Origin of the sequence: Azospirillum sp. B21 (assembly GCF_008364825.1) — a bacterium.
Classification (GTDB): Bacteria; Pseudomonadota; Alphaproteobacteria; order Azospirillales; family Azospirillaceae; genus Azospirillum.
In genome coordinates, this window is record NZ_VTTO01000001.1 from 586600 (window position 1) to 598397 (window position 11798).

Annotated in this window: 14 protein-coding genes; 7 read left to right on the forward strand and 7 right to left on the reverse strand. The window is 66.6% G+C overall.

What is annotated here, in order from left to right; all coding sequences use genetic code 11:
* Window positions 1-96 precede the first annotated feature (96 nt).
* From FZ983_RS02760 to FZ983_RS02775, 4 genes are all read left to right on the forward strand, one after another.
* On the forward strand, window positions 97-504 hold the full coding sequence (locus FZ983_RS02760; RefSeq protein ID WP_149222074.1) for a hypothetical protein: 408 nt from the start codon (window positions 97-99) through the stop codon (window positions 502-504).
* Window positions 505-550: 46 nt separating this feature from the next.
* Window positions 551-799, forward strand: a complete 249-nt coding sequence (locus FZ983_RS02765; RefSeq protein ID WP_149222075.1) for a hypothetical protein — start codon at window positions 551-553, stop codon at window positions 797-799.
* Window positions 786-1991: a GNAT family N-acetyltransferase gene (locus FZ983_RS02770; protein WP_282186988.1), complete on the forward strand. Its 1206-nt coding sequence runs from the start codon at window positions 786-788 to the stop codon at window positions 1989-1991. The genes FZ983_RS02765 and FZ983_RS02770 overlap by 14 nt, the downstream gene beginning before the upstream one ends.
* Window positions 1992-2110: 119 nt before the next feature.
* Window positions 2111-4528: a HAMP domain-containing methyl-accepting chemotaxis protein gene (locus tag FZ983_RS02775; protein ID WP_149222076.1), complete on the forward strand. Its 2418-nt coding sequence runs from the start codon at window positions 2111-2113 to the stop codon at window positions 4526-4528.
* A 50-nt stretch (window positions 4529-4578) separates the two neighbouring features.
* Here the strand turns inward: FZ983_RS02775 and FZ983_RS02780 are convergent, their stop codons facing one another.
* Window positions 4579-5061: a CYTH domain-containing protein gene (locus FZ983_RS02780; RefSeq protein WP_149222077.1), complete on the reverse strand. Its 483-nt coding sequence runs from the start codon at window positions 5059-5061 to the stop codon at window positions 4579-4581.
* 160 nt (window positions 5062-5221) lie between these two features.
* Here FZ983_RS02780 and FZ983_RS02785 point away from each other — a divergent pair, with 160 nt between their 5' ends.
* A complete protein-coding gene (locus tag FZ983_RS02785; RefSeq protein ID WP_149222078.1) occupies window positions 5222-5479 on the forward strand; it encodes a hypothetical protein in 258 nt (85 codons plus the stop codon).
* Between the two features lie 8 nt (window positions 5480-5487).
* On the opposite strand, the gene FZ983_RS02790 is transcribed toward FZ983_RS02785, so the two are convergent.
* Window positions 5488-5643 (reverse strand): DUF3309 family protein, encoded by a 156-nt coding sequence (locus FZ983_RS02790; RefSeq protein WP_082860756.1) that lies wholly within the window; start codon window positions 5641-5643, stop codon window positions 5488-5490.
* A 323-nt stretch (window positions 5644-5966) separates the two neighbouring features.
* On the opposite strand from FZ983_RS02790, the gene FZ983_RS02795 reads away from it, so the two are divergent.
* The gene (locus FZ983_RS02795) at window positions 5967-6302 is read left to right on the forward strand and encodes a hypothetical protein (RefSeq protein ID WP_149222079.1); all 336 of its coding nucleotides are present in this window, start codon (window positions 5967-5969) and stop codon (window positions 6300-6302) included.
* A 30-nt stretch (window positions 6303-6332) separates the two neighbouring features.
* On the opposite strand, the gene FZ983_RS02800 is transcribed toward FZ983_RS02795, so the two are convergent.
* A complete protein-coding gene (locus FZ983_RS02800; protein WP_149222080.1) occupies window positions 6333-7268 on the reverse strand; it encodes a phosphatidylcholine/phosphatidylserine synthase in 936 nt (311 codons plus the stop codon).
* Window positions 7265-8005 carry a phosphatidylserine decarboxylase gene (locus FZ983_RS02805; RefSeq protein WP_081505924.1) on the reverse strand — a complete coding sequence of 247 codons (741 nt, stop codon included), beginning with the start codon at window positions 8003-8005 and terminating at the stop codon, window positions 7265-7267. The genes FZ983_RS02800 and FZ983_RS02805 overlap by 4 nt, the downstream gene beginning before the upstream one ends.
* An 89-nt stretch (window positions 8006-8094) precedes the next feature.
* Between FZ983_RS02805 and FZ983_RS02810 the strand changes: the two genes are divergently transcribed.
* Window positions 8095-8565, forward strand: a complete 471-nt coding sequence (locus tag FZ983_RS02810; RefSeq protein WP_149222081.1) for a hypothetical protein — start codon at window positions 8095-8097, stop codon at window positions 8563-8565.
* 72 nt (window positions 8566-8637) lie between these two features.
* Here FZ983_RS02810 and FZ983_RS02815 read toward each other — a convergent pair whose 3' ends face one another.
* From FZ983_RS02815 to FZ983_RS02825, 3 genes are all read right to left on the reverse strand, one after another.
* Entirely contained in the window at window positions 8638-9714 is a 1077-nt protein-coding gene (locus FZ983_RS02815) for a BMP family ABC transporter substrate-binding protein (RefSeq protein ID WP_149222450.1), read from the reverse strand.
* 79 nt (window positions 9715-9793) lie between these two features.
* Window positions 9794-10723: an ABC transporter permease gene (locus tag FZ983_RS02820; RefSeq protein WP_014248382.1), complete on the reverse strand. Its 930-nt coding sequence runs from the start codon at window positions 10721-10723 to the stop codon at window positions 9794-9796.
* Window positions 10720-11796 (reverse strand): ABC transporter permease, encoded by a 1077-nt coding sequence (locus FZ983_RS02825; RefSeq protein ID WP_149222082.1) that lies wholly within the window; start codon window positions 11794-11796, stop codon window positions 10720-10722. The genes FZ983_RS02820 and FZ983_RS02825 overlap by 4 nt, the downstream gene beginning before the upstream one ends.
* Window positions 11797-11798: the final 2 nt, after the last annotated feature.

Sequence of the window (11798 nt, forward strand, 5' to 3'; positions counted from 1 at the left end):
TTTCCAAGAGCTCCCGATTCACGCTCCGCTCCCAACCTATGGCAGAATAGCCGGCAGGATTTTTCTTTTGCCTCATTCTCGCCATGGGAGCACCAAATGGCAGGCCGTTGGACATTAACCAAGGCTTATGAATATTTCGGCGCAAAGCCGGTAAATCCCAGATGGAGTTGGTCAGCGAAATCCAGCGATGGGCGCGTGGTCGTGCTCACTATATGGGAAGATGAGGTTAAGATTTTGAATGGAACAATGGTTCTCGATGTATATGGAAATCCACGATTAGCAGATTGGAGCAACCGCATCGGCAACCGAGAGCGCATTCGCAATTTGCTTTGGGCGAGAGACCAGTGTGGAGGCTTGTTTCGGGTGGTCATGAATCGGGCCAAGGACATCAATGCATCCCCTCGATCCATTTTGGCTACGTTTCCGCATGAGACACTGGTGATGCGATTGACAGATTTGAATGAGATCACCGGTGAATTCCGAGCCGAGAGCGTGTATTTCTAATCTTGAGGCTGGTTTGACGTCTGGACGTTTAATCCGGAGAGCTCAGATGACCGACATCGAGAAAGAGCAGGTGTTGGCCGCCTTGGCAGATTTTAAGTTGAGAATCGACTATTGGTGCGACCGCATAGCCGGCAGGGGCAACATGCCTGAAGTTCGCTCTGATCCGATCCAATCGCGGCTCGACGAGCAATGCGAACGCATCAGCCGGATGGAAGGCCGCCTGGACGAGCAGTCGCGCATCCTCGCTGCGCTGATCCCGACCCGCGTCGCCGCGGTGCAGCCTGCCGCCGAATGAGCGGAGGCCGGCCGTTTCCCTCCCCACGCCACAGCCCGACTACGGTCCGGCCCGTCCGGACGAACTGAGCGCAATCGCCCGGCTGGCCCGGCTCGGCTTCGGGCTGTCGCGCGACCTGTTCGACCGCTATGCGGCTCTGTTCGGCCCCGACACCATCCGGGTGCTGAGACGTCCGCAAGGCACCGGCACCAACCCGGTTGCCTGTGCCGCGCACTGGATGATGGACCAGTGGTTCGGCGGACGGCCGGTTCCGGTACAGGCGGTCGCCATGGTCGCGGTCGATCCGGCCCTGCGCGGCGCCGGGCTTGGCAAGACACTGATGCAGTCGCTGCTGATGGAGGCGCGTGCCGCCGGAGCTGTCCTGTCGATCCTCTGCCCCGCCACGCTGCCGTTCTATCGCGGATTGGGGTACGGGTGCGGAGGCGTCACCTGCCAGTGGAGCGCACCGCCCACCGCCTTCGCCACGCCGCCATCCCGCGCAGCAGTCCTTCGGCCGGCGGATCCGCTCGACGCCGCGCCGCTGGCCCTGCTCCGCCGTCCATTGCTTGCCGACGGAAATGGTTTACCGGAACGGACGGAGGCACTTTGGACGCTTGCCCTCTGTCCGGACGGCGATCCGGCCGACCTCTTCCGCGACCCGGAAGGATACATCGCCATCATGCCTCCGCGGGATCGGCGGCTTGCGGTCGCCGACCACTGCCTGCCCTCCGGCGCAACGCTGGGCGGGGCGATGGGCCTGCTGGAAGGCTTCCGCGCCCAGGTGGACCGGGTAACATGGTCCGGCGGCCCCAACGACCCACTGGCCCTGTTGGCCGGTGACGGTTTGCGGCTGGACGGACGGGAAGAGTGGCTGGTCCGGCCGTTGGACGTTGCGGCGGCGCTGGAAAAACGCGGCTATCCGTCCGGTCTCACCGAATCGGCTACCTTCGAGATAAAAGATTCCTTAATTTTCGGCAATTGCGGGCGACACCATCTTGAGGTTGCCCAATCCAGGGGGAATATCTCCCAAATCGAGCAAGTTGTTGAGGCACCGGCCAGGATGGAGATCGGCACCTTCGCCAGTCTGTTCACCGGACACGCAAGCGCTCGCGCATTGTGGCGGGCGGGTTTGCTTCATGGTGAAGAAAAGATGATCGACCGGCTGCAGCGCATATTTTGCGGCGCGGCACCCTGGATGCCTGACCGCTTCTGAAATAAGGCAGTTTCCTGACCTGAATCAAACCGGACGTTAACCGACCTGTGGTTCAATCGGACAATGATCGGGAGAAAAGCGTCTCCGGAAGGGCGACGCGAGCGGGGAGTCCACCATTCATGACGATCGGAACGCGGATCGCGCTTGGCTTCGCCACCGTGCTGCTTCTGACGGTAGGCGTGGCGTTCGTCGGCTGGAACAGCCTCAGCACCTATGCCGAGCGAGTCGATCTGGCGGCCCACACCGCCGATCTCGACACGCGGCTGAAGTCGGTGCGGCTGGAAGAGGCGCGCTTCGTGACGGAACGCGACGCCAAGGCCGCGGCCAATGTTCCCGGCATGCTGGACGCCCTGCAGGCCGAAGCGCAGGAGACCCGTGCCGCGCTCGCCGACGGGGAAGGCCGCCGCCTGTTGGACGAGGTGCGTTCGGGCATCGATGGCTACCGCACCGCCTTCACCAACTTCGTCACCCAGGACGCCGAGGCGCACGCCCGCACCGCCAGCATGGAAATGCGCGCGCGCGCCCTGCGCGAGATCGCCGAGAAGATCGGCAAGCAACAGTCGGAGCGCTATGACCTGAACATGGCCAGCAAGCGCGACGCCGACGCCGAACTGCGCCATGCCATGGACACCGCCGAGCGGGCCAACCGCGTGATCGAACGGGTTCTGGAGGTCCGCCGCCGGCAGAGCGATCTGCGGCGCAACCCCGAGGAGGCGCTGGCCGCCCAGATCGGGGAGGCGTTGGACGAGCTTGTTCAGACCACCGACACCGTCGCCAAGGACCTTGTCGGCACCAACGACGAGACGCTGGCCGCGCGAATCGCCGACGATACCCGCGCCTACCACGACACGGTGCAGTCCCTGCGCGGCAGGGGAGCCGCGGCGCTGGCCGATGCCGGGGTCGCCGCCGGACTGGACGAGGCAGCACGCGGCGTGCAGGAACGTGCCGTGGAGCTTCAGCAGAACCAGGCCATCGTGACCGAAGCACTGCGCGAAGCCTCGAAATTCGCCCAGAGCGAGGTGAACGAGGCGGTGATGCTGCGCGGTCTGGCGATGCGTCTGGTGCAGGGTGCCCAGGCCGCGATGCTGGGCCAGCGCGATTTTCTGCTGTCCGGCACGTCGGAGGCCACGTCCGGCGCGAAGGCGGCGGTCGCTGCGGCGGTCAAGGAGATCCTCGACATCGCCGGACAGGCCGGCGCCGTGCTGGTCGATCAGGAAGGCCGCGCACTGATCGCCGCCATCACCGACGCCGCCCGCGCTTTCGACTCGGAATTCGCAGCGCTATCGGCCGCCGCCGCCAAGCAGCACGAGGCGTCGGCCGCCATGGCCCAGGCCTCCGCCGCGGTCAGCGGACAGGTCGGCCGGCTGGTCACCCTCCAGCGTGAGGACCGCGAAGCCGGCCGCGCCAGCGCCGGGATGGTGATCGCCATCGGTGCGGCGGTCGCCCTGCTGCTGGGCGCGCTGATGGCCTGGATCATCGACCGCGCGATCACCCACCCGCTGCACGCCATGACCGGCGCCATGGGCCGGCTGGCCGAGGGCGACCTGACGGTCGAAATCCCCGGAGGCGACCGCAAGGACGAGATGCGCCACATGGCCGACGCCATGACCATCTTCAAGGACAACGCCCTGGAGATGCAGCGGATGGAGCGCGAACGCGAGGAGATGCGCATCCAGATCGACGCCGACCGGCGCCGCACCATGAACGAGTTCGCCAACGGCTTCGAGCAGGCAGTGTCCGGCGTGGTGATGTCGCTGACCGAGTCGGCAGGGTCGCTGGGTCGCGACGCACAGGAGATGTCGTCCGATGCGGCGCTGACCACCGCCAAGTCCACCGCCGTCGCCACCGCCTCGCAACAGGCGACCGCGAATGTCCAGACCGTCGCCGCAGCGGCGGAGGAGCTGTCCGCCTCCATCGCCGAAATCTCGCGCCAGTTGAACGCCAGTTCCGCCACTGCATCCGGCGCCGCCGACAAGGCGGTGCAGACCAACAGCATCGTCGAAGGCCTGTCGCTCGCCGCCGAACGGATCGGTCAGGTCGTCGGGCTGATCGGCGAGATCGCGGAGCAGACGAACCTGCTGGCGCTCAACGCCACCATCGAAGCGGCCCGCGCCGGCGAAGCCGGCAAGGGCTTCGCCGTGGTGGCGACGGAGGTGAAGAACCTTGCCGGCCAGACCGCCAAGGCGACGGAGGAGATCTCCGCCCAGGTCGCGGAGATGCAGACCGCCACCTCCAGTGCCGTGGAGGCCATCCGCACCATTTCCGACGCGGTGACGGCCATCAGCGGAACCGTCACCGACATCGCCCACGAGATGGAACAGCAGGGCAGCGCCACCCGCGAGATCGCCCAGAATGTTCAGCAGGCTGCCGAAGGCACCCAGCAGGTGATGCGCAACATCGCCGAGGTGACCACCGCCGCCACCAAGACCGGCGGCGCCGCGGATGCGGTCCTGAGTGCCAGCCGCACGCTGACCGCCCAGGCCGACCGCCTGCGCGGCGAGGTGCAGGGCTTCCTCGACAAGGTGCGGACGGCGTAGGGTGCGGATGGCGTAACGTCTTCAGGACGCCGTCGTCTGCGGTTGCCCGCTCAAGCGGCCGCAGGCGACGACCATCGTTGGATGGGTGCGCGGGATAGGGATGAGTTGCCGTAGGCCCGCAGCGTGGTGACCTCCGCCCCGATCCAGTCGGGCAGCGGCACAGTCTGATCAGGGTCTTCCAGCTCGACCTCTGCGATGATCAGGCCGGTGTTCTCACCGTGGAAGACATCGATTTCCCAGCACAGGCCATCCTGGCAGTGACGGTAGCGCGTCTTGTCGATCACCCGCCCCTCGCAGCCGTAGAGCAGCAGTCGCCGGGCGAAATCCAGCGACAGGGGATGTTCCGTCTCTTCGCGGCAGGCGCCCTGCTTCAAGGATTTGATGGTGAGTGTCGCGCGGTCGTCGGCGATGCGGACGCGGACCGTGCTGATGCCGTCGGACGGCAGATATCCCTGGACGATTCGCACGCCGTCGCGGCAGAGATGCCGGACGTCCTTGCGGACCAGGAATCGTCGCTCGATTTCCAGTGCCATGACTAGGCCCTTCGGACGAATTCGCCGACGACCCTAGCCGAAAGTCACGCCCGCCTTCAACCTCGCTGCCCTGTGTGCAGCGCAACCGAGACTGCATGCGGCTGTACTATGCCGTGACGATCGGTCGCAAACGCTCCGTCTTCGGTGCTATCCTGGAGCGATGAACGCCGATTCCTCCGCCAACGGTCTCTGGGCCGCCATTCCCTGGCTGGTCCTGTTCGCCTTGTATGGGCTGCCGCTGCTCCATGTGGCGCTGTCGCGCCGCGGTGGCGGATGGCGCCCGCCCACCGGATCACGCTGCCCCTTCGGCCCGCGCGCCGGCTGGCTGGTGATGGTACTGATGCTGGGGCCGGTCGGGTGGCTGATGTTCGCCCTCCGCCGGCCCCGCCGTGCATCAAACGGACAGACTGCCCGATAGTGTGCGGATCAGATCCGGCCCATCAGCAGCAGAACGATCAGGACGATCAGCAGCACGCCGAGGATGCCGCTGGGGCCGTACCCCCAGCCGCGGCTGTGCGGCCAGGCCGGAACGGCACCAAGAAGCAACAGAATCAGGATGATGAGCAGAATCGTGCCGAGCATGGCCTTCTCCCTTCTGGTGGAGCTTTCGTAACGGACAAGCGGAAACGGAACGGGTATCCGTGGACATTGTTCCTGTCCGGCTCGAACGTGACCATTCGCCACCACCAAGGGAGGATATGGCTCCTCCGGTGCTCCCCGAACGCGACACCCGCTGTCAACCGGCTGGTCGCCCCTGTTGACGGGGCGGCTGCGGCGGCTTAGGCTGCTCACATGATCACGCATCGCTTCAACGGCATTCTGCGAATTAGCGGCCCGGTTCTCCTTTGAGAGCCGGGGATTTCGCTTGTCCATTCCGCAGAACCGTCTGAAGGCCTGATCACGCCATGTCCGTCACCGTGAAGACCACCGTTGCATCCGCGTCGGATGCACGCGCCACCGCGCCCGGCCGCCGGGTCGCCTTTTCGCTGGTCGCCGATGCCGATCCCGGCACCCTGCCCCGCATCTTGGAATTTGTGGCAAAGCGCGGACTGGTCCCGCTGGCCCTGCACAGCCGCCTGACCGAGGATACGCTCGCCATCGCCATGGAAGTGGGTGACCTGCCCCAGGCGGAGACCGACCATATCGGCCGTTGCCTGGGACAAATCCCGATGGTGGCGCAGGTCATCGTTGCGGAGCTTGCCGCCACCGCATCCGCCGCGGAGCTGGTTGCGGCGGAGTAGCGGCAGCGAAACGCAGCGGCGGAAGACCGGTCAGACCGGCTTCCGCGGTTCCTCTCCGGGTGCTGCGATGTCGGCTGCGATGTCGTCCGACGGCTGCGCCCCGGGAGAGGCTTCGGCCCCGGCATCCAGCCCAGGTTCCGCAATCTCCGTCCGCATCAGTTCCGCGGCACTCTGCAGCTTGCGGAACTGGAGGACGGAGAAGGGCAGCATCGACAGATAGGCCAACCCGACGATGGACAGGGTCCACCAGGGCTGGCTGACCAGCATGGCGGCCAGCAGCCCGACACCGGCCAGCGCCGGCACCACCCATTGGGCCGGCACACGGGCGCCCTTGAAGGAGAAGGTCGGCAGGGTGCTGACCATCAGCCCACCAATCAGCAGGGTCCAGGGCACGATCACCGCCGGATGGCCGAGGAACTCGGGCCCGATCTCGAACCCCAGGATCATCGGCAGCAGGACGAGACCGGCGCCGGCCGGAGCCGGGACCCCGGTGAAGTAATTGTAGGCCCAGGGCGGCAGATCGACCACGCCGAGTCGCGAGTTGAATCGCGCAAGACGCAGTGCGCAGCACACGGCATAGGCCATGGAGGCGATCCAGCCCAGGCTGCCCGCACCATTCAGCCCCCACAGATACATCATGAAGGCGGGCGCGACGCCGAAGCTGATGGCGTCGGACAGGCTGTCCAGCTCCTCGCCGAACTTGCTCTGGCCGTTCAGCAGGCGGGCGATGCGGCCGTCCAGCGCGTCCAGGATGGCGGCGATGACGATGGCGATGACCGCCGGCTCCCACCGCTCCTGCATGGCGAATCGGATCGCGGTCAGGCCGGAGCAGAGCGCCAGCACCGTCAGCACGTTCGGCAGCAGGTGGTTGATCGACAGCCCCTTCAGCCGCGGGTGCGGCCGGCCGGGGCGGCGTGCCCGGTGCGGGCGGAAGATCTGCTGGCGGAAGACGGGCGGTCGTTTCATCGACGCACATCCCCCTGCCGTTGCGCTTCCGTCCCATCCAGGTCGGCCAGGATCGTCTCGCCGCCGATGGCGGTCTGGCCGACGCAGACCAGCGGGGCGACGCCGTCCGGCAGGTAGATGTCGGTGCGGCTGCCGAATCGAATCAGGCCGAACCGCTCGCCCGCCTTCACCTCCTGCCCCGCCTTGACCCACCACAGGATGCGGCGCGCCACCAGACCGGCGATCTGGACATAGGCGATCTCGCGCCCGTCGGGCAGGCGATGGCGGAAAGCCATCCGTTCGTTCTCGTCGCTGGCCTTGTCGAGCGCGGCGTTGACGAAGGTGCCCTTGTGGTATTCGGCCGCCACGATGGTGCCGTCGGCCGGCACGCGGTTGACGTGGACGTTGAAGACGTTGAGGAACACGCTGATCCGGGTCAGCGGCTTGTCGCCCATGCCCAGTTCCTTGGGCGGCACGGCCTGGACGATCATGGTCACGCGCCCGTCGGCCGGGCTGACCAGCAGGCCGGGCCGGGTCGGTGTCACGCGGTCCGGATCGCGGAAGAAATAGGCGCACCAGAGCGTGAGGACCAGCCCGATCCAGCCGAGCGGCGCCCAGACGGCGAGACCGAGAACCAGGGAGACCACCGCGAATCCGGCGATGAAGGGCCAGCCGGCACGATGGATGGGGACGACGACGGTATCGATGGCGGACATCGCCTGCTTTCTTCGTATTTTCAGACCACAGCGAACAGCCATTCTAGACGCGCGTTCCGAGCCTTTACAGAATTTTAGCTGGCGGCGCCCATGCTGTCGTCTCCGTCGCCCCAGAAGCCGAGCGTACCGCCTTGTCCGTTCCCGATCTGAAGACCATTCAATCGTTGGCCGAGGTGCCCGACGGCGCCCTGCCGATCAGCCCCGGCTCCATCGAGATGACCCCGGAAGGGGTGCTGGGCATCGCCAAGCCGCCCCGCCCCTGCAAGCTGACCTTCATGGCCGACGGCCTGCCCTTCAACGTCGCCGTCCGGCATGAGAGCGAAGATGAGGGCGGCGGGTCGATCTGCCAGATCTGGGCCGATGTCGGCCATGTGCCCTACACCGCCCAGGCGCCGGAACGCCGGCGTGCCCTGCTGGCGGTTCTGCGCGGGATCGAAGGGCTGCCCCATGTCCGCTTCATCGTCCAGGGCGGGCAGAAGATCATCCTGTTTTCGGAAGTCAGACTGGAACACCACGCCTCGCCCGAGGACCTGTTCCACCAGACCACCCTGGTCCTGCAGGAAGCGCGTCCGTTCCTGCGTCTGCTGGGCGAGTATCTGTAAGGGGCATCGCCGAAGCGCGCGGCGGCTGGGCGGAGGCACTCTCCCCCGGCCGGCCGCCGCGCACCGCGTTGCTTACTTCGGAACCTTGCCCTGCACGCCCTCGACGTACCAGTCCATCTTCAGGATCTGCTCGTCGGTGGCGGTCTTGCCTTCCGGGATCACGACCTTGCCGGCCTGGTCCTTGACCGGACCCTGGAAGGAGTGGCGCTTGCCCGACACGATGTCGGCCTTGAGCTGATCGGCCATCTTCACGACGTCGGCCGGGATGGCCGGGTTGTACGGGGCCAGCTCGACCATGCCGGTGCTGATGCCGCCCCAGGTGTCGATCGGCTTCCAGCTGCCGTCCAGCACCGCCTTGACGCGCTGGACATAGTAGCCGTTCCAATCCTCGACGATCGCGGTCAGGTGCGACTTCGGACCGAAGCGGGTCATGTCGGACGACTGGCCGACCGACCACAGCCCACGCTCCTGCGCGGTCTGGATCGGGGCCGGGCTGTCGGTGTGCTGGACGATGACGTCGGCGCCCTGATCGATCAGCGCCTTGGCGGCCTCGGCTTCCTTGCCGGGGTCGTACCAGCTGTTGACCCAGACGACGCGGACCTCGGCCTTCGGGTTCTGCTCGCGCAGCGCAATGGTAAAGGCGTTGATGCCGCCGACCACCTCGGGAATCGGGTAGGAGCCGATGTAGCCGATGATGTTCGACTTGGTCATCTTGCCGGCGATGGCGCCCACCACCGTGCGGCCTTCATAGAAGCGGCCGGAGTAGGTCGCGACGTTCTCTGCGCGCTTGTAGCCGGTGGCGTGCTCGAACTTCACGTCGGGATAGCGCTTGGCCACCTTCAGCGTCGGGTTCATGAAGCCGAAGGAGGTGGTGAAGATCAGCTTATGGCCGCTGGCGGCCAGCTGCTCGACCACGCGCTCCGCGTCGGCGCCTTCCGGCACATTCTCGACGAAGGTGGTGGTGACCTTGTCGCCCAGCTCCTTCTCCACGGCCAGACGGCCCTGGTCGTGCTGATAGCTGTAGCCGTGGTCGCTGACCGGGCCGACATAGACGAAGCCGACCTTCAGCTTGTCCTGCGCCAGGGCGGAGCCCATGCCCACGCTCAGCGCGATCGCGGCGCCGGCCAGACCCAGCACCGCCTTGCCCATCGTCCTTCTGTTCACGTCGAAGCTCCTTGTTCTTGATATCTCTGTGATATGGGCTTTGTTTCGATTTCAAAACGACGCGTCAAGCATCGGGATGAAACAGTTTTCCCAGACAGGCCGGCGCGTTCAGGCGGATGCGGGCGACGTCCCGCGAAATCAGCACCAGGACCAGGACGGTAGCCAGATAAGGCAGCATCGACAAGAGCTGCGAGGGCACGTCGATCCCCAGCCCCTGAACGTGCAGTTGCAGGATGGTGACGCCGCCGAACAGCCAGGCGCCCAGCATGGCGCGCACCGGCTTCCAGGTGGCGAAGACCACCAGCGCCAGCGCGATCCAGCCGCGGCCCGACGTCATGTTCTCCGCCCACATCGGCGTGTAGTCCATCGACAGGAAGGCGCCGCCCAGCCCCGCCATGGCGCCGCCGAACAGCACGGCGAGGAAGCGGATGCGCAGCACCTTGTAGCCCAGGGCGTGGGCGGCGGTGTGGTTCTCCCCCACCGCGCGCAGGACCAGCCCGGCGCGGGTGCGGTAGAGGAACAGGTGGACCAGCGGCACCGCGGCGACCGCCAGATAGACCATGATGTCCTGGCCGAACAGTGCCTGCCCCACCACCGGCAGGTCGGTGAGGCCGGGGATGTACAGCTTGGGCAGCCCCTCCAGCGGGATGCCGACGAAGCCCTGCCCGATCAGCGCCGACAGGCCGACGCCGAACAGGGTAAGGGCAAGGCCGGTCGCCACCTGATTGGCCAGCAGGAACAGGGTCAGCACCGCGAACAGCGAGGCCGTGGCGGCACCGGCCAACGCCGCGACGAGAAAGCCGGTGACGGCGCTGCCGGTCTGGATCGTCACGGCGAAGCCGCAGACGGCGCCGACCAGCATCATGCCCTCGACACCCAGATTGAGGACGCCGGACTTCTCGACCACCAGTTCGCCCAAGGCCGCGAACAGCAGCGGCGTCGCCGCGGCGAACATGGCGGCCAGGATCGGGCCGATCAGGGCGAAGTCGTTCATGCCACCGCCCTCCGCGTCCCGAAGCGGACCCGGTAGCGGATCAGCACGTCGCTCGCCAGCAGGAAGAACAGAAGCATGCCCTGGAACACTCCGGTGATGGCCTTGGGCAGGCCCATGGCGATCTGCGCCGCCTCGCCGCCGATGAAGGACAGCGCCATCAGCAGCGCCGCCAGCAGGATGCCGACCGGATGCAGGCGGCCCAGGAAGGCGACGATGATGGCGGTATAGCCGTAGCCCGGCGAAATACTGGCGGTGACCTGCCCGATCGGGCCGGCGACCTCGCCCATGCCGGCGATACCGGCCAGCGCGCCGGACAGCAGCAGGGCCAACCAGACGATCCGCTTCTGGTCGAATCCGGCATAGCCGGCGGCGGCCGGGGTCAGGCCGATCACCTTGATCTGGAAGCCGATGAAGGTCCGCGCGATCAGCAGCCAGCCGCCCGCCACCGCGAACAGAGCGAACAGCGCGCCCAGATGGACGCGGGTGCCGCTCCACAGGATCGGCAGCACGGCGTCGGCCTCGAACAGGCGCGACTCCGGGAAGGCGAAGCCGTCGGGGTCGCGGTAGGGGCCGTGAACCAGATAATTCAGCAGCAGAAGCGCGACATAGTTCAGCATCAGGCTGGTCAGGATCTCGCTGGCATTGAAGCGCAGCCGCAGGAAGGCCGGAACCGCCGCCCAGACCGCGCCGCCGACAGCACCGCCGATCACCATCAGCGGCAGCAGCCACCAGCCGCCCTCGCCATAGAAGGCCAGCGCCAGCCCGCCGCCGGTGATGGCGCCCAGCGTCAGCTGTCCTTCGGCGCCGATGTTCCAGACATTGGCGCGGAAACCGATGGCAAGGCCGACGGCGCACAGCACCAGCGGGGTCGCCTTCACCACCAGCTCGCCCAGCCCGCGCACCGAGGTCAGCGGCGCGATGAAGAAGGCATGGAGCGCCTTGACGGGATCGAACCCCATCGCCAGGAACAGGATGAAGCCGCTGAACAGGGTCAGCGCCACCGCCAGCAGCGGCGTGACGTAGACCATGGTCTTCGACGCCTGCCCGCGCGGTTCCAAACGGATGAGGCTCATGC